27 protein-coding genes and 1 pseudogene are annotated in these 23,216 nt (G+C 73.6%); 8 read left to right on the top strand and 20 right to left on the bottom strand.

Annotation, left to right across the window (positions count from 1 at the left end; translation table 11 throughout):
* Positions 1–187: 187 nt before the first annotated feature.
* Positions 188–2,269 carry a SpoIIE family protein phosphatase gene (locus ACGF1Z_RS14735; protein ID WP_393003709.1) on the top strand — a complete coding sequence of 694 codons (2,082 nt, stop codon included), beginning with the start codon at positions 188–190 and terminating at the stop codon, positions 2,267–2,269.
* A 260-nt stretch (positions 2,270–2,529) separates the two neighbouring features.
* On the opposite strand, the gene ACGF1Z_RS14730 is transcribed toward ACGF1Z_RS14735, so the two are convergent.
* The 4 genes from ACGF1Z_RS14730 to ACGF1Z_RS14715 all read right to left on the bottom strand — a co-directional run bounded on the left by ACGF1Z_RS14730 (position 2,530) and on the right by ACGF1Z_RS14715 (position 4,932).
* A complete protein-coding gene (locus ACGF1Z_RS14730; protein WP_393003707.1) occupies positions 2,530–2,982 on the bottom strand; it encodes an SRPBCC family protein in 453 nt (150 codons plus the stop codon).
* 69 nt (positions 2,983–3,051) lie between these two features.
* Entirely contained in the window at positions 3,052–3,678 is a 627-nt protein-coding gene (locus tag ACGF1Z_RS14725; protein WP_393003705.1) for a DinB family protein, read from the bottom strand.
* Between the two features lie 226 nt (positions 3,679–3,904).
* A complete protein-coding gene (locus tag ACGF1Z_RS14720) occupies positions 3,905–4,300 on the bottom strand; it encodes a molybdopterin-binding protein (RefSeq protein ID WP_393003703.1) in 396 nt (131 codons plus the stop codon).
* A gap of 158 nt (positions 4,301–4,458) precedes the next feature.
* On the bottom strand, positions 4,459–4,932 hold the full coding sequence (locus ACGF1Z_RS14715) for an Lrp/AsnC family transcriptional regulator (protein WP_393003701.1): 474 nt from the start codon (positions 4,930–4,932) through the stop codon (positions 4,459–4,461).
* 309 nt (positions 4,933–5,241) lie between these two features.
* Here ACGF1Z_RS14715 and ACGF1Z_RS14710 point away from each other — a divergent pair, with 309 nt between their 5' ends.
* Both ACGF1Z_RS14710 and ACGF1Z_RS14705 read left to right on the top strand, forming a co-directional pair.
* The gene (locus ACGF1Z_RS14710) at positions 5,242–6,741 is read left to right on the top strand and encodes an FUSC family protein (protein ID WP_393004189.1); all 1,500 of its coding nucleotides are present in this window, start codon (positions 5,242–5,244) and stop codon (positions 6,739–6,741) included.
* Positions 6,742–6,850: 109 nt separating this feature from the next.
* Complete coding sequence (locus ACGF1Z_RS14705) at positions 6,851–7,912, top strand: lactonase family protein (RefSeq protein WP_393003699.1); 1,062 nt, start codon at positions 6,851–6,853, stop codon at positions 7,910–7,912.
* A gap of 187 nt (positions 7,913–8,099) precedes the next feature.
* On the opposite strand, the gene ACGF1Z_RS14700 is transcribed toward ACGF1Z_RS14705, so the two are convergent.
* From ACGF1Z_RS14700 to ACGF1Z_RS14630, 15 genes and pseudogenes are all read right to left on the bottom strand, one after another.
* On the bottom strand, positions 8,100–9,017 hold the full coding sequence (locus ACGF1Z_RS14700; RefSeq protein WP_393003697.1) for a sirohydrochlorin chelatase: 918 nt from the start codon (positions 9,015–9,017) through the stop codon (positions 8,100–8,102).
* 98 nt (positions 9,018–9,115) lie between these two features.
* Positions 9,116–10,093, bottom strand: coding sequence for an N-acetylglucosamine kinase (locus tag ACGF1Z_RS14695; RefSeq protein ID WP_393003695.1), 978 nt, complete (start codon positions 10,091–10,093; stop codon positions 9,116–9,118).
* Complete coding sequence (locus tag ACGF1Z_RS14690) at positions 10,090–10,767, bottom strand: uracil-DNA glycosylase (protein ID WP_393003693.1); 678 nt, start codon at positions 10,765–10,767, stop codon at positions 10,090–10,092. Before ACGF1Z_RS14690 ends, ACGF1Z_RS14695 begins: the two co-directional genes overlap by 4 nt.
* A gap of 116 nt (positions 10,768–10,883) precedes the next feature.
* On the bottom strand, positions 10,884–11,294 hold the full coding sequence (locus tag ACGF1Z_RS14685) for a gas vesicle protein K (RefSeq protein WP_393003691.1): 411 nt from the start codon (positions 11,292–11,294) through the stop codon (positions 10,884–10,886).
* 154 nt (positions 11,295–11,448) lie between these two features.
* Positions 11,449–11,637: pseudogene (locus ACGF1Z_RS14680) on the bottom strand (gas vesicle protein); the annotation flags it as partial.
* A complete protein-coding gene (locus ACGF1Z_RS14675; protein ID WP_393003689.1) occupies positions 11,634–12,440 on the bottom strand; it encodes a GvpL/GvpF family gas vesicle protein in 807 nt (268 codons plus the stop codon). The gene ACGF1Z_RS14675 and the pseudogene ACGF1Z_RS14680, both read right to left, overlap by 4 nt.
* 4 nt (positions 12,441–12,444) lie before the next feature.
* The gene (locus ACGF1Z_RS14670) at positions 12,445–12,999 is read right to left on the bottom strand and encodes a gas vesicle protein (protein WP_393003687.1); all 555 of its coding nucleotides are present in this window, start codon (positions 12,997–12,999) and stop codon (positions 12,445–12,447) included.
* A 27-nt stretch (positions 13,000–13,026) separates the two neighbouring features.
* A complete protein-coding gene (locus tag ACGF1Z_RS14665; protein WP_393003685.1) occupies positions 13,027–14,145 on the bottom strand; it encodes an SRPBCC family protein in 1,119 nt (372 codons plus the stop codon).
* A complete protein-coding gene (locus ACGF1Z_RS14660; protein WP_393003683.1) occupies positions 14,138–14,743 on the bottom strand; it encodes an ABC transporter substrate-binding protein in 606 nt (201 codons plus the stop codon). The genes ACGF1Z_RS14665 and ACGF1Z_RS14660 overlap by 8 nt, the downstream gene beginning before the upstream one ends.
* Positions 14,744–14,800: 57 nt before the next feature.
* Positions 14,801–15,037, bottom strand: coding sequence for a gas vesicle protein GvpG (locus tag ACGF1Z_RS14655; RefSeq protein WP_393003681.1), 237 nt, complete (start codon positions 15,035–15,037; stop codon positions 14,801–14,803).
* Positions 15,038–15,114: 77 nt separating this feature from the next.
* A complete protein-coding gene (locus ACGF1Z_RS14650) occupies positions 15,115–15,828 on the bottom strand; it encodes a GvpL/GvpF family gas vesicle protein (RefSeq protein ID WP_393003679.1) in 714 nt (237 codons plus the stop codon).
* Between the two features lie 2 nt (positions 15,829–15,830).
* The gene (locus tag ACGF1Z_RS14645; RefSeq protein ID WP_393003677.1) at positions 15,831–16,289 is read right to left on the bottom strand and encodes a gas vesicle structural protein GvpA; all 459 of its coding nucleotides are present in this window, start codon (positions 16,287–16,289) and stop codon (positions 15,831–15,833) included.
* Between the two features lie 34 nt (positions 16,290–16,323).
* A complete protein-coding gene (locus tag ACGF1Z_RS14640) occupies positions 16,324–16,686 on the bottom strand; it encodes a gas vesicle protein (RefSeq protein ID WP_393004187.1) in 363 nt (120 codons plus the stop codon).
* A 373-nt stretch (positions 16,687–17,059) separates the two neighbouring features.
* Positions 17,060–17,272: a CsbD family protein gene (locus ACGF1Z_RS14635; protein ID WP_393003675.1), complete on the bottom strand. Its 213-nt coding sequence runs from the start codon at positions 17,270–17,272 to the stop codon at positions 17,060–17,062.
* Between the two features lie 130 nt (positions 17,273–17,402).
* On the bottom strand, positions 17,403–18,587 hold the full coding sequence (locus tag ACGF1Z_RS14630) for an alcohol dehydrogenase catalytic domain-containing protein (protein WP_393003673.1): 1,185 nt from the start codon (positions 18,585–18,587) through the stop codon (positions 17,403–17,405).
* 322 nt (positions 18,588–18,909) lie between these two features.
* On the opposite strand from ACGF1Z_RS14630, the gene ACGF1Z_RS14625 reads away from it, so the two are divergent.
* The 4 genes from ACGF1Z_RS14625 (at position 18,910) to ACGF1Z_RS14610 (ending at position 21,154) form a co-directional block, all read left to right on the top strand.
* Entirely contained in the window at positions 18,910–19,284 is a 375-nt protein-coding gene (locus ACGF1Z_RS14625) for an STAS domain-containing protein (protein ID WP_393003671.1), read from the top strand.
* Between the two features lie 76 nt (positions 19,285–19,360).
* A complete protein-coding gene (locus ACGF1Z_RS14620; RefSeq protein ID WP_393003669.1) occupies positions 19,361–20,107 on the top strand; it encodes a nucleotidyltransferase family protein in 747 nt (248 codons plus the stop codon).
* Positions 20,100–20,363 carry a BON domain-containing protein gene (locus ACGF1Z_RS14615; RefSeq protein WP_393003667.1) on the top strand — a complete coding sequence of 88 codons (264 nt, stop codon included), beginning with the start codon at positions 20,100–20,102 and terminating at the stop codon, positions 20,361–20,363. The genes ACGF1Z_RS14620 and ACGF1Z_RS14615 overlap by 8 nt, the downstream gene beginning before the upstream one ends.
* Positions 20,360–21,154: a metallophosphoesterase gene (locus tag ACGF1Z_RS14610; RefSeq protein ID WP_393003665.1), complete on the top strand. Its 795-nt coding sequence runs from the start codon at positions 20,360–20,362 to the stop codon at positions 21,152–21,154. The genes ACGF1Z_RS14615 and ACGF1Z_RS14610 overlap by 4 nt, the downstream gene beginning before the upstream one ends.
* Positions 21,155–21,279: 125 nt before the next feature.
* On the opposite strand, the gene ACGF1Z_RS14605 is transcribed toward ACGF1Z_RS14610, so the two are convergent.
* On the bottom strand, positions 21,280–22,365 hold the full coding sequence (locus ACGF1Z_RS14605) for a WD40/YVTN/BNR-like repeat-containing protein (protein WP_393003663.1): 1,086 nt from the start codon (positions 22,363–22,365) through the stop codon (positions 21,280–21,282).
* A gap of 189 nt (positions 22,366–22,554) precedes the next feature.
* Here ACGF1Z_RS14605 and ACGF1Z_RS14600 point away from each other — a divergent pair, with 189 nt between their 5' ends.
* Positions 22,555–22,914, top strand: coding sequence for an ArsR/SmtB family transcription factor (locus ACGF1Z_RS14600; protein ID WP_393003661.1), 360 nt, complete (start codon positions 22,555–22,557; stop codon positions 22,912–22,914).
* Positions 22,915–23,216: the final 302 nt, after the last annotated feature.

Raw genomic sequence — 23,216 nt, 5'->3', positions numbered from 1 at the left:
CGGACAGGACCTCGTCCCGCCTCCCCACTCCCGGCGCTCCGTGTGCCCGGAGGTGCCGACCGTGACGGCGCCTGGCGGCCGCCGCCGACGCATGCGCAGCGCCCGTCTGGTACGTCTCGGATAGGGTGATTCGGTAGGTACCGCGGATTGCGCCCCCAGGGGCCCGGCCGATGCGTAGGTCGATGCGTTGGACACTCACCAGTCGCCGAGCAGGGTTCCGCCGCCGCCCCGGGCGGCCGTCGGGTACGCGGGCGTGCTCAACGACCTGCTGCCGATCGCCCTCTGGCGGGAGGACGCGCGCGGCCTCATCATCGAGTGGTCGCTGGCCGCGCAGGACCTGCTCGGCTACCGCCCCGACGACGTCATCGGCCGGCCCGCAGCGCCCATCCTCGTGCCCAGCGCCAACCGCGAGCTGGCCGATCGGCTGACCCGCAAGGTCCAGGCGGGCGAGACCGTCGTCGGCACCCTCCCCGTCCGCCACCGCGACGGCCACTCGGTCGTCATGGAGATGTGGATCGTGCCCGCCGCCGATCCGGACGGGCGCCCGGGCGCCATGCTGATCGCCTTCGAGACCTCCCAGGTCGTGAAGATGCGCGACTCCCTCGCCGCCCTCGAATCGCTCTTCACCCAGTCGCCCATCGGCCTCGCCACCCTCGGGCCCGACCTGCGCTTCCTCCGCGTCAACGACGCCCTCGCGCAGATGAACGGCGTACCGCCCGCCGGACACGTGGGCCACCGGCTCACCGAGGTCGTGCCCGGCGTCAACGCCGGCGCGCTCGAAGCCCTCATGCGACAGGTCCTGGAGACCGGCAACGCCGTCGTCGACGCCCGCCGGGCCGGCCGCACACCCGCCGACCCCGGCCACGACCACATCTGGTCCAACTCCTACGCCCCGCTCTTCGACCACGGCGGGCGGCTCCTCGGCATCATCGCCTCCGTCATCGACATCACCGAGAGCCAGCAGGCGCACATCGAGGTCGAACGGGCCCGGGAGCGCTTCGCGCTGCTCGCCGAGGCCGGCGAGCGCATCGGCACCACCCTCGACCTGCGGCAGACCGCGGAGGAGGTCGTCGACTTCCTCGTCCCCCAGCTGGCCGACTCCGCGGACGTCCAGCTCCTGGAGGCCGTCCTGGACCCCGACGAGTCCGGCGCCGCCACGCGCGGCGTCCTGCGCCGCCTGGCCGCCGGCTTCCCCGACCCCACCGCACCGACCGCACTGCTCGCCGCCGGCCAGACCTTCCAGATCCCGCTCGACTCCGTGTACGAGGAGGTCATCACCGACGCCCGTGCCATGGACCTGCGGGTCGGTGACATCCCGGCGCTCATCCGGGACCCCCGGCTGGAGGCCCTGCGCCGTTACCTGTCCACCCGCATCGGCTGCGCCCGGCTGATCCCGCTGGTCGCCCGGGGCAAGGTGCTGGGCACGGTCTCGGTGACCCGGCTGCGCACCCGGACGCCCTTCGACGAGCAGGACCGGGTCCTCATGGACGAGGTGGTGGCCCGCGCCGCCCTCAACATCGACAACGCGCGCCTCTACACCACCCAGCGCCAGGCCGCCCTCACCCTCCAGCGCAGCCTCACCAACAGCGAGCTGCCCGACGTCACCGGCCTGGAGCTCACCGGCCGCTACCTCCCCGCGAGCTACCACGACGTCGGCGGCGACTGGTTCGACGTCGTCGCGCTGCCCGGCGGCCGCACCGGACTGGTCATCGGCGACGTCATGGGCCACGGCATCCACGCGGCGGCCGTCATGGGACAACTCCGCACCGCCGTACGCACCCTGGCCCGGCACGACATCGCGCCGGCGCGCATGCTGCGCTCCCTGGACGCCGTCGTCGCCGACCTGGGCGAGGACGAGATGGCCACCTGCGTGTACGCCGTCCACGACCCGGCCACGGCCGTCTGGACCATCGCCCGGGCCGGCCACCCGCCGCCCGCCGTCGTCACCCCCGACGGCACGGTCACCTTCCTGAACGGTCCGCCCGGAACGCCGCTGGGCACCGGGGCCCACGAATTCGGCACCGAGGAGGTCGCCCTCCCCACGGGCGGCCTGCTCGTCCTCTACACCGACGGCCTCATCGAGTCCCGGGACCGCGACCTCGACCAGGGCATGGCCCGGATCGCCCTGGCGCTGCGGGCCATGGACCGGCCGCTGGACGAGCTGTGCGACGAGCTTCTGGGCGCTCTCCCGGAGGGGCCGGCCCAGGACGACGTGGCGATGCTGCTGGCCCGCACGACGAACGGCGCCGGGACCGGGAAACAGGCCTGACGGGCCGGCCGGCGAGCCGGCGCCCCCGCGCTGCCGGGCCGGCGCTCCCGCACGGACGAGCCGGCGCTTCCGCGCTGCCAGGCCGGCGCCCCGGACGGGACGGGTCGGCGCTCCCGCACGGACGGCCCGCCGCCCTGCGCGGCCGCCGGCCATCCCGCAGCCGCCCCCGGCACGCCCTCCGAGGGCTTGCCGGGGGCGGCGTGGCCCCGTTGGCGGAGAGGGCCGGCGGGGCGTGGCGGTGCGCGGGGTGGTGCGCCTGCTCAGGCCGGGGCGCCGCGCTCCAGAATCTCCTTCAGATGGCGCTCGTCCCGGGCCATCTCCTTGCGTACCGTCGGCTTCACCACCAGCGGGACCAGCGCCCTGCCGATGCCGTGTCCCTCGAAGCCGAGGTCGAAGGTCACCCGCGAGCGCGTGCCGTTGTCGAGCGGCTCGATGGTGCCGTGGATGTCGGGGCGGACGGGACCGTCGGTGCCGTGGACGTGCCAACTCCGCGGCGGGTCCGTCGTGGTGAGCTCCACGTTCGTGTCGATGTCGCGGCGCGCGATGTGCCGCGTGACCCTGATCTTCTGTCCGGCGGCCCCCGGGGCGCCGCCGATCCGGCTCACCTTGACCGCGCTCTCCTGCCATTCCGGCAGGTGCGTGGGGTCGGTGACGTAGGCGTAGACGTCCTCCGGACGCCGGTCGATGTCGACGGAGGCCTTGATCCTGGACATGTCGCCTCCTTGCTCGCGCGAGGATGGATCTGCTCCCATCGTCCCACGCGGGACCGCGCCGCAGCGGGGTCAGCGACCCCCGCCCCCGCCCCGGTGCAGATCCCTGAGCAGGGCGATCTCCGCACCGTGGTGGAGCAGTTCCTGGTTCATCCACCAGACGACGTCCACGAACGCCTCCTCCGCATCGCCGCCGTGCGGATAGGTGCTGAGGCCCACCGTGTCCAGGTCGGCGTCCGTGAGCCCCACGAGTGCCGTGCGCCAGTCCGCCGTGGACCGCTCGAAGTCGGCGACGGCCGAGGCCGCGTCGCCGCGGCTCTGGAAGTCGTCCCTGGTCAGACGGTGGCTGCCGACGGTGTGGTCGGTGCGCAGCACGAACATCTCCACGAGGTGGCTCAGCCGCCAGGCGATCGTCGTGAACGGCGCCGGCTCGGGGTGCGGGTGCGGGGCCGCGTCCCGGCCCCACTCGCCCGTGCCGGTGAGGACCGTGGCGCGGGCGCCGGGGCCGGACTCGCGGCGGCGGACCGACCAGCAGTGCGGCACCGGCTCCCACAGGTACTCGGCGTCGGTGATCGGACCGACCCGGACGTCCGTGCCGTTGCCGCTGTCCATCAGCGGGCCGTTGAGCCGGTTCACGAGCCGTTCGCGCGCGAAGTCGAACTGCTCCAGGAGGGGGACGAGGCGGGGCGGGAGGGTCATGGAGCGCTCCAGGGTCGACGGCCGGTGCGTCGGCACCGTGTCACACGCCTCCCGCCCCGGGACAGCGATTTTTCCGCGGCGAGGGTCCCGGCCGGGACGCGGCGGGAGGCTGTGCCGGGCGCGGTGTCCGCGGGCCCGGGCGGGTGCGCTGCCCGAGCGGTCCGGAGGGTCCGCAGCAGGTGTCGCGGGCGGGCGCGCCCTGCGGGCGGAGCGGGGTGCGGGTCGCTCAGGCGCGGTCGATGTGGACGCTGGTCGACTTCACGCGGGCCGTGGCCTGCATGCCGACCTCGAGGCCCAGCTCTTCCACCGCCTCGCGGGTGAGCAGCGAGACGAGCCGGTGCGGGCCCGCCTGGATCTCGACCTGGGCGGCGATGTCGCCGAGCTTGACGGCGGTCACGATGCCGGGGAACGCGTTGCGGGCCGAGGTGTACGGCTCCTCCCCGTCCCCCGTGCCGGCCTGGGCGATCTCGATGGAGAAGGCGGCCAGGGCGCGGCCGTCGATCAGCCGGCGGCCGCCCTCGTCGCGATGGGTGGCGACCCGGCCGGCGTCGGCCCAGCGGCGCGCGGTGTCCGGGCTCACGCCCAGCAGACGTGCGGCCTGGCCGATGGTGTAGGACTGCATGTGCGTCACGTTAGGCCCGCCCGCGTCTCCTCGGCAATCGACTGTGGCCTGTCCTCCGGGCACCCGGTGGCCGCCTGGAGGAAGCCGTGAACGCCGGGGGCATGGCGGCCGCTCCGACGCCGTGCGCGGGATCCCCGGAGGCGGCGGCCCGCTCCGGCTCAGGGCGCCCTCCGCCCCACGGCTTCGACCAGCGGCAGCAGGCGGTGCGGCACCCGCTCGCGCAGCGCGATCTCCGTCCGCGTGCGGACCACCCCGGGCAGCTGGATCAGCCGCTGGATCACGTCCTCGAGATGTCCGGCGTCCCGCGCCACCACGCGCGTCAGGAGGTCGCCGCCGCCCGTGATGGAGAAGGCCTCGACGATCTCCGGGACGCTCGCCAGCGCGTCCCCCACGTCGTCCAGGTGCCCCTGGGTGACCTCGATGTGCACGAAGGCGAGCACCGGGTGCCCGAGAGCCGCGGGGGAGAGCACCGGACCGGTGGCGGTGATCACCCCGTCCCGTTCGAGGCGGTCGATCCGGGCCTGGACGGTGCCGCGGGCCACCCCGAGGATCCGTGCGTACTCGCGCACGCTCGTGCGCGGCTGCTCGATGAGGAGCCGCAGGATGCGGGTGTCGAGCTCGTCCACCGCCATGGTCCGTTGGCCTCCTTCTGGCCGTATCGTCGCCACCTCGACTGTACCAATGGCCCAGCCCCACGCCCGTCGGTTGAGCCAGTGGGCGGAACGGTGCTTTCCTTTCGGAAGAGTTGGACAGATGGCGCCGCGCACGCGCCGGACCGGCAGGGTGGCCGGCCCCGGACCCGCGGCGCCATCGCCATGTCCGAAGCCATGCGGATCCGGCCGGGACGGCCACGACGACGAAGAGGGTGTGTGTACGGCAGCGGGGGCGGAACGACCGTCGTGAAGAGGGGCCTGGCGGCCGGCGGCAGGATCCTGCGCAGGATGTGTGTGGCGCCCGACCCGGGCAGGGTCCGGCTGCGCGTCGCCACGCGCGCCGTGCTCGGCGTCGCCGTGGCCGTGGCCGTGGCCGAACTGGCCGGGCTGTCCCTGACGGCCTCGATCACCGCCGGTCTCGCCGCGCTGCTGGCCCTGTTCACCGTGGGGGACCCCACCGTGCGCCGCCAGGCGGTCACCACCACGCTGCTGCCGCTCGCCGGCTTCCCGGTCCTCGCGCTCGCGACCTCCCTGCACGGGCTGCCGATGCTGCGCGACCTCGCGTGGCTGCTCGTCGTCTTCGCCGGGGTGTACGCCCGCCGCTGGGGCCCGCGCGGGCACGCGCTCGGCATCTTCGCCTTCATGCAGTTCTTCGTGACCCAGTTCCTGCACGCGCTGCCCGCACAGCTGCCGGAGCTGTTCACGGCCGTGCTGCTCGCCCTCGGTGCGGCCGGCGCCGTACGCTTCGTCGCCTGGTGCATCGAGCGGCGCGTCCCGCCGCCCGCCGCGCCGGCGCCGCTGCCCGGCACCGGGCTCGACCGGCCCACCACCCGCCAGGCCTTCCAGACCACCGCCGCCTGCGCCGTGGCCCTCGCCGCCGGCCAGATCCTGTCCCAGGACCGCTGGTACTGGGCCGTCGGCACCGCCTGGTGGATCTTCGTCAACACCGCCTCGCGCGGCGAGACCCTCGTCCGCGGCTTCCGCCGGGTGGTCGGCACCGTGACCGGCATCGCCGCCGGACTGCTCATCGCCCTGCCGCTGGAAGGCGCCGCCGCACCGACCGCCGTGCTCGTGGCCGTCTGCGTCTTCGGGATCTTCTACACCGCCCCGCTCTCGTACAGCTGGATGATGTTCTTCGTGACCGTCATGGCCGGCCTGCTCTACGGGCTGCTCGGCGTCCTGCACCCGGGGCTGCTGCTGCTCCGCTTCGAGGAGACCGCCGTCGGCGCCCTCGGCGCGGCCGTCGGTGTCGTCCTCCTGCCGGTGACCACCCACGCGGCCACCAACGCGTGGATCCAGCGCGCCGTGACGTGCGTGCACGCCTGCACCACCGCGGCGGCCCGCCGCCTCGCCGGCGACCCGCACGCCGACCCGGCGCCGACGGCCGCCGAGCTCGATCTGCTCCTGGCCCGCGCCCGGCTCACCCTCGCGCCGCTCGTCCATCCGCTGAGCCCGTTCCGGGCCCGCAAGGCCCGGGCCCGGCGGGTGCTCGCCCTGCTCGACGACTGCGCCCGCGAGATCCGGGGCCTCGCGGAGGTCGCCGCCGACCCCGACGCCTCCCACGACGCCCGTCTCGCGACCGCCGCCTGGCGCGTCGAGGCCGCCGTGCACGCCCTGGTCCCGGGCGTGCCCCCGGCCCGCCCCGAGCCGGCCACACCCGGCCTCCGGCCCCACCACCCGGGCGCGGAAGCCGCCCTGGCCCACCTCGACAGTCTCGAACGCGCCCTGGTCGACCTCGCCACGCCCCTGCGCACCTCCCCGCGCGCCCCCCTGGTCCCGGCGGCCTGATCCCCACGCCGCCCCGGCCGCACCGCCCCACCCTGGTCTAGACCGCCTGCTACCGTCGGCCGCACGACGGCCGGTCTGCCGTGACCGGCCCAGGGACAGGGGAGGCGCCGTGGGCGACACACGGACGGGACGGGCCGGCGGTCAGCGCCGTGCCCGGGCATTCATCGGCTCGTTCACCTCGGCGGGCGGGCCCGGGGTGCTCGCCGCCGCCTGGGACGCCGACAGCGGCGCCCTGCACGTCACGGGCGCGAGCGACGGCGTCGCCGACCCGTCGTTCCTCGCGCTCGACGGGGACGTGCTGTACGCCGTCTCCGAGACCGAGCAGGGCGCCGTGGCGGCCTTCGACGTCACCGGCCCCGCGCCCCGTCCGCTCGGCGCCCCCGTGCCCGTGGGGGCGTCCGGCCCCACCCACCTCGCGGTCGTGGGCGGACACGTCCTCACCGCGAACTACACCTCGGGCAGCGTCTCCGCCCTGCCCCGCGGCGCCGGAGGCACCCTCGGCGCCCCGACCGGCCGGCTGCACCACGAGGGCTCCGGCCCCGTCGCCGAGCGGCAGGCCGGCCCGCACGCCCACCAGGTGCTGCCCGATCCCGGCGGGCGCTGGGTGCTCGCCGTGGACCTCGGCACCGACTCCGTGACGATATCCGCCCTCGACCCCGCCACCGGCGCCCTGCGCCCGCACGGAGCGGCCGCGCTGCGCCCCGGTACGGGCCCGCGCCATCTCGCCTTCCACCCGGCAGGCACCCACGCCTACGTCCTCAACGAGCTGGAGCCGACCCTCACGGTCTGCCGCTGGGACCCGGAGAACGGGGTCCTCACGCCGCTCGGCGAGACCCCCGTCGTGCCCGACGGCACCACGGGGCCGGCCTACCCCTCCGAGGTCGTCGCCGCGCCCGACGGGCGCTTCCTCTGGGCCGCCGTACGCGGCACCGACACCCTCGCCGTCCTCGCCCTCGACCACGGCGGCGACACCGCCCGGCTCGTCGCCACGGTGCCCTGCGGCGGCCGGTGGCCCCGCGATCTCGCCCTCGCCCCCTCCGGCCGGCACCTCTACGCGGCGAACGAGCGCTCCGGGGACGTCACCTGGTTCACGGTCGACCCCGAGCAGGGCGTCCCCGAGCGGGCCGGCTCCGTCCCCGCTCCCGCCGCCTCCTGCGTGGTCTTCGGATGACCCGAGGCCGGGCGCCCTCACACCCGCCGCCCCGGCACGGGGTGCGCACGAGGTGAGGCGGCCCCGCACCGGGGGGCGCGCACCGGACGCTGCGCGCCCGCCGGACCCGGGCGCGCGGGCCGTCCCGCGCCCGGACGCGCAAAGGGCCCGCACCGGAGCGATCCGGTGCGGGCCCTCGCCGTGACGGTCAGTGGACCGGCGAACCCTGCTGCGGGGTGATGCCGAGCGACGCCATGTACTGCGAGAGCGCCAGACGGCCGATCGCCGGGTACGCGCCCAGCGCCTCGGCGGCCGGGCAGCCCGCCTCCTTCGCGGCCGCGTCGAGCAGCCCCTCGGCCAGCTCGGGGCCGATCAGGTACGGGGCGAGCGCGAGCTGCTCCGAACCGGCGTTGCGCAGCTGCTCGGCGATCGCGGTGATCGAACCCTCCTGGTCGAGCGCCGCCGCCATCACCGGCACCGCGAGACGCGCGGCCAGCAGCATGCCGGTGATCCCGGCGGCCTGTACGGCCTCCTCGCCGCCCACCGTGGCGAGGATGATGCCGTCAGCCGCCGTGGCGACCGTGAAGAGCCGGGCGCGGTCGGCGCGGGCCAGACCGGCCTCGGAGAGGCGCACGTGCAGCGCCTCGGCGAGCAGCGGGTGCGGGCCGAGCACATCGGTCAGCTCGGCGTTGTTGCCCGCGTCCATGACCGCCTGGCGGATCCGCCGGGTCAGGGCGCTGTCGGGGCCCGCGAGCAGCGGGACCACGACCGCCGCCGGGCCCTCGGGGGCGGCGACCTCGCGGCCTGCGGCCACGGCGATCTCGTACCGCTCGGTGCGCAGGGCCGCGGCCCGCGTCAGCACGGCGGACAGGGTGGGGAACTCGGCGTCGTCGCCGTCCAGGTAGCCGATCGCGGCCTCCAGGCCGGGCAGCTCCGAGCGGGCGATGCTGACGACCTCTTCGGCCAGCGAGCGTATGGCGGCCGACGGGACGCCGGGAACAGCGAGAACCAGCGCGGGAGCGCCCTCGGGCGCCGCCACGGGTTCAGGGCGACGGTGCCGCCCGGACTGACGGGGTCGTGGCATTCGTACAGGCAGGCCGGGGTTGGGCCCAGTGGGGGAGCTCATGGCGCCGCATGCTACTGGTTTTGTCCGATGCCGCGTTCGTTGAGGTGCGGTCGGGCGAATTCTGCCCGATTATGTCCGAACTGGCCCGGAACCGCCGATTACCTGGTGACTCGGAGCAGCAGCGGATCCGCCGGCAGGCGGAGCGCGCCGTTCGCCAGCGCTCCGGCGATCGTCACCGCTCCGGCCAGGGGATCTCCCGCCGGGGCGACCTCGCGCGCTGCCGGAAGGAGCCTGGCGAGCTCCTCGCGCAGCGGACCGAGCAACGGCTCGCCCATCGTGAACAGCCCACCCGTCAAGGCCACTTCGACGGCCGCTCCCGACGGGCAGACCGCTGCCGCGGCCTCCGCGGCGTGACCGCCCGCGCGCTCCAGGATCCCCCTCGCCACCGCGTCGCCGGCCGCGGCGCAGCCCGCCACCCCGGGGGCGAACGAGGCCAGGACGGCCGGCCGGTCCGTGCGCGGATAGAGCGCCCCGGGCAACCCCGCCGCAGGACCGAACAGTTCCTCGGCGCGCGCCAGCAACGCGGCCGAACCGCCACGCCGCCCGTCGTACGCGCGCATCGCCGCCTCCAGGCCCGCGCGGCCGATCCAGGCCCCGCTGCCGCAGTCGCCCAGCAGATGGCCCCAGCCGTCCGCCCGGCGCCAGCCGGCCAGGTCCGTGCCGATCGCGATCAGCCCGGTTCCGCCCGCGACCACCGCGCCGGGCCGCTGCCCGAGCGCCCCGGCGTACGCGGTGACGGCGTCCGCCGCCAGCGCCAGCCGCCGCACGCCCCAGGCCCGTTCGAGCGCCCCGGGCAGCTCCGCCCGCAACCGGTCGCCGAGCGTCGCCATCCCGGCCGCCCCGACGCACGCCGCCACGACCCGGCCGCCACCGGCACGCCCGGCCATGGCGTCGACCGCGGGCAGCACCTGCGCGACCAGCTGACCGGCGTCGATCCCGCCCGCCCCGGTCCGGACCGGTTCACGGGAGGAGACCGTCTCCAGGACCCGTGCGTCCGCGGCCCGTGCGAGCGCGATCCGCAGCCCCGAGCCGCCGGAGTCCACCCCGACCACGAGCTCCGGCTCCGCCCCCGTCACGGCAGCTGCCAGTCCACGGCCTGGGCACCCTGGCGGAGCAGCAGTTCGTTGGTGCGGCTGAACGGCCGCGAGCCGAAGAAACCGCGGTCCGCGGACATCGGCGAGGGGTGCGAGGACTCGATGGCCGGCAGGTCGCCGAGCAGCGGACGCAGATTGCGGGCGTCGCGGCCCCACAGCACGGACACGAGCGGCTTCCCCCGCGCGGCGAGCGCCCGGATGGCCTGCTCGGTGACCGCCTCCCAGCCCTTGTCCCGGTGCGCGCCCGGCTTCCGCGGGGCCGTGGTGAGCGCCCTGTTGAGCAACAGCACGCCCTGCCGGGTCCACGGCGTCAGGTCGCCGTTCGAGGGCCGGGGGAGACCCAGGTCGGTGTTCATCTCCCGGAAGATGTTCTCCAGGCTCGGCGGCAGCGGGTGCACGTCCGGGGCCACGGAGAAACTCAGCCCCACGGCGTGGCCGGGGGTCGGATAGGGGTCCTGGCCGACGATGAGGACCCGTACCTCGTCGAAGGGTTGCTGGAACGCCCTCAGGACGTTCGCCCCCGACGGTACGTAGGTCCGCCCGGCGGCGATCTCCTGCCGCAGGAAGTCCCCCATCCCGGCGATGCGTTCGGCCACCGGCGCGAGCGCGTGCGCCCACCCGGCCTCGACGATTTCGTTCAACGGTCGTGCTGCCACGGCGTCACTCTACTGGCGCACACCGACAGCCCCCGCCCTACTGGCGCACACCGACAGCCCCCGCCCTACTGGCGCACACCGACAGCCCCCCGCCCGTCTCCGCCGCACGCCCCGGCTCAGGGAGGCAGCAGGGTGCCCAGGGGGCCCAGGTCGAGATTGAGGTCTTCCAGGGTGAGCCCGTAGTGGTCGCAGAGTTCCGTCATGCGGTCGTGCAGGAGCATCAGGGTCAGACCGAGCCTCTCCTCCTGGTCCTCGGTGAGATCGCCCTGGTCCACCCGGTGCAGGGCCTGGCGTTCCATCAGCTGGCGCAGCAGTTCCACGACGGTCAGCACGAGGGTGACGAGGTCCCGCTCGACGGTGTCGGGATCCGCGTGGAAGCGGCGCACGGGCTGCCGGGCCCGGGCCCCGCCGCTCGGCACGTCGCCCGCGCGCGCGGGCAGGAGGGCGAAGGCGCGGTGCGCCGCGTCGACGACCTCGCGCCGCCGGTCGGCGGCCGCGGGCCCGGTGCGGTCAGTCGGTCCGGTCACCGTCGGGTCCCTCCTTCCCCCCGATTTCTTCCTCTCCTCGCCCGACACCCGGCGCGAGGGGCTCTCCTCGCCCGAGACCCGGTGCGAGGACCTCTCCTTGCGCGTGACCGGGCGGGAGAGCCTCTTCTCGCCCGACCTCCGTGGCGAGGGCCGGCAGGGCCCACCGCGCGTCCTCCCGGACGGCGAGGACGACGGCCCGCAGGGAGATCCGCACCAGGTCGATGTCCGCGATCGACAGCACCAGGTCGCCGGTCAGGACGACGCCCCCGTTCAGAAGCCGGTCCAGCAGGTCGATCAGGGCCACGTGCCGCTCCGCGAGCGCCTTCTCGTCGTGGCCGGTCACGGCCGCCCCACCCCTTCCGGCGCCTCGGGCTCGGGGAGCACCGCGAACGAGTAGGGCGCCCACGGGCCGGTGATCTCGACGCGCACGCCCGGCAGGCCCCGCGTCGCACCCTCGATCCGCTCACGGAACTCGTCGGATCGGCCGGCCGGTACGAGATACGAGTCGTTGGCCACGTTCTCCCCGGCACCGGCGGCCAGTTGGCCCTGCTGCGGGCGGTGGCGCGCCAGGTCCACCGCGACCTCGCCGGCCTCGGCCCCGATCCTGCGCACCGCCTCGGCTGCGGCGGCCCAGGCGGCCCCCCGGTCCTGGTGCTGCCTGCGGCGGCGGCGCAGGTAGGCACGGCCGGGATCGGGGGCGTCCGCGTCCGCGGCCTCCGGGGCGGTGGCGTCGCGGGCGGCCTCGGCGTAGACCTTCACCCCCCACTCCAGCTGGCCGGCGAAGCGGTCCAGCATGCGGGTGAACGTCTCCGCCCCCCGGTGCAGCACCTCGCGCACCCGGGCGTCGTCCACGTAGACGGTGGCCAGCCGCAGCGGGAGCACCGTGGTGCGGGACGCGAGGAACTCGACGACGCCGTGGTGGGCGCGCGCCACCTGTTCCAGCCAGTCGAGGTCCTCCAGGTGGAGCTTCAGGGCGGCTTCGGAGAACTCCTCCTCCGGTACGGAGCCGACCGCCGCGGCCAGGCCCCCCGCGGCGACCAGCCGGACGGTTCCCGAGGCGACGCCGCCGACCTCGCGCAGCGCTTCACCCGAGAGCGCCGCGGTGGGGCGCACGACGGCGTAGGCGTAACTCAACTCTGCAGCCATGACGTCAGTCCCGGTGTCGTTCGGCCTCGGTCTCCTGCTCGGCCCCGTCGTCGTTCTCGTACGCGTCATCGGGATCCGCGTCCGCGGCGTGGCGGGTGCGGGTCTTCCGGGTCTCCGAATCCCTTCGTCTGCTTCGGCGTTCGGGGGCGGGCCGACGTCGGTCGCTCTCCGGGTCGGCGGTCCGGCGACGGCGGGGTTCCGACCCCTCCGGGAGGGCGGAGCGGGGCGCGGGCCGTGCGCGGAGCGCCTCGACCTCGGCGCGCAGGCGCTCGTTCTCCTGCTCCAGCTTCCGCCGGGGCTCCGCCCGCGAGGACAGGTCGGGGTCGTTCTCCCACCAGTCGATGCCGATCTCCTTGGCCTTGTCGACCGAGGCGACCAGGAGCCGGAGCCTGATGGTCAGCAGCTCGATGTCGAGCAGGTTGATCCGGATGTCCCCGACGATGACGATGCCCTTGTCGAGCACGCGTTCCAGGATGTCGGCGAGGTTCGCGCTCTGGTTCTGCCCGTAGGGGGTCAGGCTGCGTCCACCCGAGGGGCCTGCGGGTTCCGATGCGGTCACGACGGATTCGACCTCGCTTTCCGGGCGTCAGCGCTTGCGGCTCCGACGGGCGGCGCGGGGTTCCTCGTCCTCGTCCTCGTCGTCCTCGTCGGCCTCCTCCGGCTCGTCGTCGTACCGGTCCTCCGCCTCCTCCTCGTCCTCGTCCTCGTCGAGTTCGTCGTCCTCGTCGTACCGGTCCTCGGGCTCCCCCTCGTCGTCGTCCTCCTCGTCCTCCTCGTCCCGGTCCTCCGGCCCGAGTTCGTCGTCCTCGTCCTCGTCCTCGTACCCGTCGTCCTCGTACTCGTCCTGGGCCTGGCCCTCCTCGCCCTCCTCCTGCTCCTCGTCCGGGCCCGCGACGACCTCGCCGTCCCGGATCTCGCCGCGCCAGCTCCCGGTCGCCTCGCCCTTCAGCATCACGAACGTGCGGAAGGCCTTGAGGTCGAGCCGGACACGTCGCCCCTGCGCCCGCACGAGGCTGCCCGTCTTCTCGAAGAAGCCCTTGGGGTAGTACTCCATGACCAGCAGGACCTTGGTGAGGTTCTCGCCCAGCGGATGGAAGGTGACCACGCCCCTGGTCGTGCCCTTGGCGCCCTCCGAGGACCAGGCGATGCGCTCGTCGGGAATCTGCTCCGTGACGTTTCCCGTCCAGGCCCGGTTCGACTTGGCGACCTTGACCTGCCAGCGGGTGGTCGTCTCGTCCTTCTGCTCGACGGAGACGACGCCCTTGGCGAAGCGGCTGAACTCCTGGAACTGCGTCCACTGGTTGTACGCCTCTTCGACGGGAACGCCCACGTCGACGTCCTCGATGATCGTCAGGTTCTTGCCGCCCGAGTTCGAGGACGAGGACTTGCCGGACTTGCCAGAGGTCACCTTGTCCATGATCGAGTCCTTCGCCTCCGAGGCCATGTGCCCGACCCCCTTGCCGACGCCGCGGAGCAGGGTGCCAGGGCCGAGGTGCGCCTCGCCCACCTTCTCCGCCACGTCGCCGATGCGGTCACCGACGCCGCCGAGCGCCTTGTCGAGCCGAGCCTGGAAGTAGGAACCGAACTCCTCCGCCAGGTGGTTGGCGCCGGGATTGCGGTCCAGCAGCCCCTGCGTGCCGGATCCGCCGGAGGCGTCGCCGTTGCCGTCCTGCGCCTGCCGTTCCGATCCCCTCGTGTCAGTCATCGTCCTGCCTCCTGCCGCCTCCTGAACGGCTGCTCCTCGACGCGGTGGACGAGGACGCCCGCTGCGTCGATCGCTTCGTCGTCCCGCCGGACGTCTTCGACGCCGTACCGCCGCCGCGACCGGAGGAGGCCGTGCGCCGCGGCCGCGGCTTGGTCTCGCCGTCGTCGCCCGACGTGTCCTTCCTGGCGCGGGCCGGCCTCCCGGAGTCACCGCCCGAGCGCTTCCGCCGCCCTTCCGGCTCCGACCCCGCGTCGTCCCGTGCGTTCCCCTCGTCCCCCTCGTCTCCGTCGTCTCCGTCGTCGTTCCGCTGCCCGTCGCGCAGGCCCGCGGTCCGGCCGTGCAGGGCGTCGGCGAGGTGCTCGGCCTTGGCGTTGAGCACGGTCGTGGCGGCGGCCTTTCCCGCCGACATGAGTTCTCCGCGCACCTGCTGGTTCACATGGCTGAGGATCGGCGACTTCGCCAGGGATTTCCCCAGTTGTGCGGGCTTGACCCGGGACCCGGCCAGCGCCATTGCCAGCCCGAGCGCGAGTTTCCCCTTCTTGGTCCGTCCCAGCAGGTAACCGCCGATGAGAGCGGTGCCCATCTTGGCGTTGTTCATGATGCTTCTCTCCTCGCCCCGGACGTGTGCGGTCCTCTGACGGAACCGGGACTCCCGCTACGTGCCCTGCGGTCCCGATCGACCGAGTAGGTACAGCCGTATCTCCTCGAGACGCTGCAGGAGCAGCTCCTCGCGCTTCTCGAATTCCTCGTCGTCGATGTTGCCCTCCTCCCGCTCCTTTTCGAGCGCGGCGAGCGCTTCCTGCACCGGGCCCGGGTCGTAGTACTCCTGTTCCGCGGCCTGCAGCACCTTGTCGAGCACCCAGGAGACCCCTCTGAACGGGGCTGCGGGCAATATCAGGATCTCCGTCAGCAATCCCACGGATCCTCCCAGCGGTTTCGTGCCACCCCTTCGCGGACGGCGTGCCCACCTCAGGCGAAGCTGTACGGGGGCAGTGGCCCGCGGACCCGGACCTCGACCCCGTCGGGCAGCTCGCCGGTCGCCTCCTGCACGGCCCGGGTGAATTCCTCGGTGCCTTCCTGGTCGACCAGGAACGACGCGTTCAGGAGGTATTGCTGCGAGGGCTCCGACAGGCGTTCCGCGCGGGCGTGCGGCCTCAGCGTGGCGAGGACGGACTCGGCCAGCGCCGCCTGCCGGGCCTGGACCTCGTCGTGCAGCAGCTGTCCGAGTTCGAGGCGCTGCTCGTAGGTGCCGCCGCCCTCACGCGTGGCGGCGTTGAGCTCCCGGATCGGCTCGGACTCGGCGACGATCTGCCGGAGGACGGCGTCCTCCTCCTGGACACCCTTCACATTGAACTCGACCCGGTCGGTGAGCTCGTCGAGGCGCTGGGCGAACTGATCTGCTCCCCCTTCGAGAACCGCACGGACGGCGTCCTCGTCCTCGGCCACGAAACCGAAGCCCAGCGGCAGGGTGGGGCCGTCGCGCCACAGGCGCTCCTGCACGGCCTGGTGCGCCTCGATGTCGGCGCGCTTCACGCGCACGTTGTCCGGAGCCTCGCTCACGACGGCGCAGAGTGAGTCTCCGCGCACGGTCCGCACGGGCGAGTCGTCGCCACCGACGCCGGTCAGATCGTCGACGTCGAGGGGGTGCGACGACTTCGTGACGGCATAGACGTAGAGGGCCATGGTCAGTCGCCGCCCTCCGAGGACCGCCGCGACGAGCGGCGCTCACGCGGACGGTCGTCCTCGCGCTTCTCCCGCTCGCGAGGCTGCTTCTCCTTCTCGTCGTCGCCCCGACCGGTCAGGGAGTCCGTGAAGGCCTCGACGGCCCCGGTCAGCGCGCCCTTCGACTTGCCCTTGGCTCCGCCCTCCATCGTCTTCTCCATGACGTCGGGCAACTGCGCCGGGGCCTTCCTGCCACTCTCGAGGTCGAGGCGGTTACAGGCCTCGGCGAAGCGGAGGTACGTATCGACGCTTGCCACGACCACGCGGGCGTCGATCTTGGCGATCTCGATTCCCACGAGGGACACCCGGACGAAGGCGTCGATGACGAGGCCCCGGTCGAGTATCAGGTCCAGCACGTCGTAAAGATTTCCGCTGCCGCCGCCCTGTCCGGGCATCCCGCCACCTTGCTGTACAACAGACACGTTCTCCTCCCTCGGTCCTGAGGGAACGGCATGCTCAGCGGCCGTTGTCGACCTGAGCGCGCGTGTATCGCTTGCCGCGTTCGTACCCCAGCAACTGCCCGTCCGAGCGGAGCGCAACCTCGTAACTGGCCAGAACGCTGGTGGTCTCCGGAATTCGTTCGATCTCGACGACTTCGATCTGCGCCGTCCAGCCCTCTTCCGTCGGTTTGAGGCCGGACACGGATTCGGGGGTCCTTCCCAGAAGTTCCGTGAGCTGCTGCACGCCGAGCCGGAGCGCTTCCGTGGCCGGCACCCGCTCGGGCGACGTGGCCGATTCGGCGGTGTCGCCACGCCTGCCCCCGGAATCGGAATCGGAATCGGAATCCGTCCCGGGATCCGGTTCGTCGTCCTCGTCGATCTCCTCTTCGGGCTCGTCGTCCTCCTCGATCTCCTCGGGCTCGTCCTCTTCCTCGAACTCCTCCTCGGGTTCGTCCTCCTCGTCGAACTCCTCCTCGGGCGCGTCATCGAGTTCCGCGTCGCGCTCGGTCTCGTCCGGGTCTTTCCTCTTGCGTCTGCGGTTGCTGTTCGTGACGGTTCACCGCCAAAGTCGAAAAAATCCCCTGCGTAATCACTGCGAATTCCAACAACAACCCCGTCCGAAACACGGCGGTCGCCGCGAGAGCGCGGTCGGACGGCGAATCCGGGGTGTTACACGGCCGAGGGTCCGGAAGGCAGTGCCTTCCGGACCCTCGGAGCGATGCGAAGCGAGAATCGTGTCCCGCGCGCCGGCGTCAGGTGTGCCGCCGCATCCGGCCCTTCGCCTCCTCCGCCGTGCCCTTGACCTTCCGCTCCTGCTTGCCGACCGCCTGCTTGGCCTTGCCGGCCACCTGGTCGCCGGCGCCCTTGAGGCGCAGATCGTCCCTGTCGGTGGCCTCTCCGGCCTTCTCCTTGACCTTGCCCATCTCTTCCTGGGCCTTGCCGCGGATCCTCTTGCCTCCGGCCATTGCGCGTCAGCTCCTCGGCCTCGTAGTCGTCGGGAACCCGCTCCGACCTCTCCCCGGGCTCCCGCAGGGGCGGTTACCCGCCGTCCCGGGGACCATTCACGCGTGGACGTCACGCGTCGAGGAGGTTCCGTCAGGGCTTGAGCAGGGTTTTGATCATGCCGTCCTCCTTGGCCAGGAACATCGCGTAGGCCCGGGGCGCCTCCTCCAGCGGCATGGTGTGGGTGGCGAAGCCCTCCACGCCCAGGGGGTCCGCGTCGTCGAGGAGCGGCAGGATGTCGTCCACCCAGGAACGTACGTTGGCCTGGCCCATGCGGAGCTGGATCTGCTTGTCGAAGATCGTGAGCAGGGGCATGGGATCGACCGCTCCACCGTAGACACCCGACACGGAGACGGTTCCGCCGCGACGCACGATGTCGATCGCCTTGTGGAGGGCGTCGAGGCGGTCGATGCCCGCGTGTTCCATGAGCGGCCTCGCCAGGGCGTCGGGCAGGAGCGCCGTGGCGCGCTGCAGCCCTGCCGCGAGCCGTGTCCCGTGCGCCTCCATGCCCACGGCGTCGATCACGGAGTCGGTCCCGCGGCCCTCCGTCAGCTGCCGGATCGCGTCCGCCAGGTCCTTTCCGTGCTCGTCCGGGTCCATGGTGTGCACCCCGCTCGCAGCGGCCCGCTCGCGCCGGGCGAGCACCGGGTCGACCCCCACCACCAGGCCCGCGCCACGGTGGAGGGCGATCCGCGCGGCCATCTGTCCGATCGGGCCGAGACCGAGGACGGTGACGGAACCACCCGGCGGAACATCCGCGTACTCCACCGCCTGCCAGGCGGTGGGCAGCACGTCGGACAGGTACACGTAGCGCTCGTCGGGCGGGCCCTCGGGCACCTTGACGGGCAGCGTGTCACCGAACGGGACCCGCAGGTACTCGGCCTGCCCCCCGGGCACCTGCCCGTAGAGCTTGGTGTAGCCGAAGAGCGCCGCGCCCTTGCCGTACTCCTGGACCTGGGTGGTCTCGCACTGGGAGTGGAGCCCCTGGTCGCACATGTAGCAACGCCCGCAGGAGATGTTGAACGGGACGACGACCCGGTCACCGCGCCGCAGCGTGGTCACCTCGGAGCCGACCTCCTCGACGACGCCCATGGCCTCGTGACCCAGGATGTCGCCGGCGTCGAGGAAGGGTCCCAAGACCGTGTAGAGGTGGAGGTCGGACCCGCAGACTCCCGTGGACGTCACCTTGACGACGACATCCGTCGGTTCCTCGAGTCGCGGGTCGGGTACGGACTGCACGCGGACGTTCCGCGTGCCCTGCCACGTCAGGGCGCGCATGGTGCTGCCTCCCGGGAAGGGTGCTCGAACGGACGGCAGGCGGCTGCCCCGCCCGCGGCGTGATCACTCACCGCCCGCCCCGGCCCGCCTGCCCGTCTGGCCGGTCTGCCCGTCTGGCCGGTCTGCCCGTCTGGCCGGTCTGCCCGTCCGCCCGGTCTGCCCGCCTGGCTGGTCTGCCCGTCTGGCTGGTCTGCCCGCCTGGCTCGGGCGGCGGGGGGCGAGGGCGGGGGCCCGGGGGACGTGCGGTGATGGGACGGGGCGCGGCACGTGAGCATGCGATCCCCTGCGCAGGGCAGTCGCCTCCCTGACGAGGAGGTGTGCGATGACGTCCGTGACGGAGACACCACACTCCGAGGCCGATCGCTCCGCCCCTGACCCGTTCGTGGTGTGGGTGAGGGGCGACATGGACCTGGACCACTCGGCCCGGCTGCGAGCCCTGATTCGCACGGCCGTGGCGAGGGCGCCACGGGGCGCCGAGATCATTCTCGACCTGCAGAACTCGTCGTTCTGCGATTCCACAGGTCTCAACGAGCTGCTCAGCGGCAGGCGGCGCGCCCTGGAGTCGGGGCACCCCCTGACCCTCGCGGCGCCCAGCCACCAGATGGTGCGCATGCTGGAGATCACCCGCTCGATCGGGCTCTTCGGTCTCTGCCCCGCCGTGCCGCAGGAGCCACCCGCAGGTGCGGCTCGCGGGTAGCGGTGCGACGGCCCGGAGCCCCGCGGACACGGCGCGCCGCCGTCCGGGGAGGACCGACGCCACGGAGGGAGAACGCATGAACCTCACGGACGACCGGGGCGACAGCGCGCGCTCCGGAGCCACCGCTCCGCACGGAGCGCTGCACCCGCCCGACGCGCACCAGGGAAGCCGGCCGGGCGGCACGGATCACGTGGCCGCTCCCCACCCGGGTGCCGACCGGGCGGGCCCCCTGCCGGCCGACCACACGCAGGCCATCCTCCAGGCCACGAAGGAGATCGCCGCCGTTCTGAAGACCTCGGACTGCCCCTTCGCCCTCGTCGGGAGCGTCGCCGTGTACGCGCACGGCGTGCCGGTGCGCCTGCAGCACGACACCGACTTCGCCGTCCGCGGGGAGGACGCCGAGACCGTCACGCGTCTGCTGCGCCAACGGGGCGTACGCATCGTCGAACCGCCGGAGGACTGGCTCGTGAAGGCCCGCACCGGCGGTGAGGAGATCGATCTCATCTTCGCCCTCGCCGGGCGGCCCGTCACCACCGAACTCCTCTCCCGTGCCTGGACCTTGCCGGTGGACTCGGTGCACATGCCCGTGATCGACCCGACCGACCTCATGGTCGGGCGGCTCTCGGCCTTCTCCGAGCACCACTGCGATTTCGGCGCTCTGCTTCCCGTGGCCCGCGGGCTGCGCGAGCGCGTCGACTGGGAGCGCGTGCGCGCGGAGACCAGGGACATGCCCATGGCGGTCGCCTTCCTCTACCTGCTCGAACTGCTCGACGTGATCGGCGGGGACGCGGCCGGTGCGAGAGGAGGACCGGACGATGACTGAGCATCCTGCCGCGTCCGAGGACGAGTACCGCCTCGCGCGGCTGGTCGCGCGCCTCGCGGGCGACGACGTGGCCGAGCTCGGCGTGCACGTGGAGCAGCGGGGCGGTGCCGTCCTGCTGACCGGCACCGTGCCCACGGCCGCCCGGCGCGACGAGATCCTGCGAGTCGCCCGCGGCGAGCTCGCGGGGCTCACGGTGCACGGCGACCTGGCCGTGGCCTGCGCGGACGCGCCGGACCGGCCGGAAGAGCTGTCATGACCGCCCCGTCGCAGCCACCGGTCGTACGGGTCGCGGCCGTCGGCGACATCCATCTGGGCCCGGACTGCCGGGGTCTCTTGAAGCCCGCCTTCTCCGTCCTGCCGGACTGCGCCGACCTGCTGCTCCTGGCCGGCGACCTGACCCGGCACGGCACGGCCGAGGAGGCCGTGGTCGTGTCCGAGGAGGTGAGGGAGGCCGGTGTGCCCGTGGTGGCCGTCCTCGGCAACCACGACTACCACTCCGGCCAGGAGGCGGAGCTGGAGCGTGTCCTGGAGGCCGCGGGCGTCACCGTCCTGGAAGGCACGGCGGCCGTGCTCTCCGTTGCCGGACACAAGGTCGGCGTCGCCGGCACCAAGGGCTTCTGCGGGGGCTTCATGGGGGCCAGCGCGGGCGAGTTCGGGGAGCCGGAGATGAAGGCGTTCGTCCGGACGACCCGGCGCAGCGCCGACCGGCTCGCGGGCGCGCTCGGCGACCTGTCGGCGGCCGGGTGCGCGGTGCGCATCGCGCTGACCCACTTCTCGCCCGTGCCCGACACGCTGGCGGGTGAGCCGCTGCAGATCTACCCGTTCCTCGGCAGCTACCTGCTCGCCGAGGCGATCGACTCCGCCGGTGCCGACCTGGCCGTGCACGGTCACGCCCACCTCGGTACGGAACACGGCATGACCGCAGGCGGCGTCCGGGTCCGCAACGTCGCCCAGCCGGTGATCGGCCGCGCTTTCACCCTCTACCGGCTTCCGTTGGACGGCCACCCGGTGCCGCGGGAATCCTCACGGCACCGGACAGTCACGTGACGCGCGGGCCCGCCACGTGCGTCACGGGCTCCGGCGCCCCTGGTCCCGGCCCCGGGTCACGCCCCGTCGAGGGCGGGGCCTCATGACGGGGCCTCATGACGGGGCCCGCGGTGGCAGCCCTCCGCTCACCCGGTCACCACCGCCCGCACGCACAGGACGTCGGGCAGGTGGTCGGCGAGAAGCTGCCAGCTGTCGCCGTCGTCGGCGCTCGCGTACAGCTCCCCGTTGCGGTTGCCGAAGTAGACACCCGCCGGGTCGCCGTCGTCCGTGCACAGGGCGTCGCGCAGCACCGTGCCGTAGTGGGCGCCCTCCGGGAGGCCCCTGGTGAGCGGCTCCCAGGTCGCCCCGGCGTCCGTCGTGCGGTAGACGCGGCAACGCCGCTCGGCGGGGACACGGTCGGAGTCCGCGTTGAGGGGGAAGACGTAGGCGGTGTCGGGCCGGTGCGGGTGCGCGGCGACGGCGAAGCCGAAGTCGGAGGGGAGTCCGCCGCCGATGTCGGTCCAGCTGCCGCCGGCGTCGTCGCTGCGGAACACCCCCCAGTGGTTCTGCAGATAGAGCCGGTCCAGGTCGCCCGCGTCCTGGGCGATCTTGTGCACGCACTGGCCGAACTCGGGGTGCGGATCCGGCAGGAACACCGCCGACACCCCCTGGTTGGCGGGCGCCCAGCTCGCTCCGCCGTCGCGGGAACGGAAGACGCCGGCGGTCGACACCGCGACGGTCACCAGCTCCGGGTCGCGCGCGTCGGTGACGACGGTGTGCACCGCCTCGCCGCCACCGCCCGGCACCCACTTGTCCCGGGTCGGGTGCTCCCACAGCGGACGGACCAGCTCGAAGGACTCGCCGCCGTCCGCCGACCGGAACAGCGCCGCCGGCTCCGTCCCCGCGTACACGACGTCGGGGGAGTGGGCGGGAGCGGGCTGGAGCTGCCACACCCGCTCCAGGGAAGCCCCCGTGTCCTGGGGGAACTTCACGGCCGGCGCGGGCGGCTCCGTCCAGCTCGCGCCGAGGTCGTCGGAGCGGAAGACGGAGGGGCCCCAGTGCGAACTGTCCCCGCCGACCAGGATCCTCGGGGTGCCGCGGCGGGTGTCGATGCCGACCGAATAGATCGCCTGCGCGGCGAAGTGGGGATCGTCGAACTCCCATCGCCCGCCCCGCCGACGGCCGATGAACAGACCCTTGCGGGTACCTACGGTCAGTAGCACGTCGGTCATGCCCGACACCTCCAGGACGCCGTTGTCGCGGATACCGGCCAGTCTGCACCCGGCCACTGACAACGGCCCTCGGAGTGGGCTCCGCCCCAGGTGGGAGGCGTGTTGCCGGCCTGGCCGGGGCGGCCCCTGCCGGTGCCGGGGGCTCGTACAATGGGCGCATCCGTTCCCGAGCGCCGTGGAGCCGCAGCCGTGACGACCGCGACCAGCCCCCGGCACATCGAGCACCCCGCGCGCGAGGACATCCGGCTCGGGCCCGTGCTGCACGCGCTGTCCGACCCCATACGCCTGCGGATCGTGTGCGCCATGGCGCACGGCAGGGGCGAGGCGTTCAGCTGCTCGTACTTCGCCCTTCCCGTGACGAAGTCGACCAGCACCCACCACTTCCGCGTGCTGCGCGAGAGCGGTGTCGTCCGGCAGACCTATCAGGGCACCGCCAAGCTGAACAGCCTCCGCCGCGCCGACCTCGACGCCCTCTTCCCGGGCCTTCTCGACAGCGTCCTGGAGTCCGCCGACGCCGAGGCGCACCGCGAACGGCCACACCCGCAGTAGGCGTGGCGCCCGGCGGCGGCCGGGCTCCGGACGACGGGCCCGCCGGGCCGGGCCACGGCCGACCGCCCCGGTCGCCTCACCGCCCCGACCGCCCCGGTCGTCTTACCGCTCCGACCGCCCCGGTCGCTCACGGTCCCGCCCCCCGTGGGTCTCGATTCGCTCGCCCTGGATCCGGCCGGAGGATCAGCGGGCCCGCAGCGGGGCCACCACCTTGAGCCGGAGATAGGCGGCGGTCATGGGGGATCCTCGGTATGCCGGGGGGCGAGGTGACGGCGGGTGGGACGGGCGCGCGGTACGTCAGT

It is taken from the genome of Streptomyces sp. NPDC048018, from assembly GCF_043202995.1.
Taxonomy (GTDB): domain Bacteria; phylum Actinomycetota; class Actinomycetes; order Streptomycetales; family Streptomycetaceae; genus Streptomyces.
Note: the sequence above shows the minus strand (reverse complement) of the source record. Positions and strands in the feature narration are given on the sequence as shown.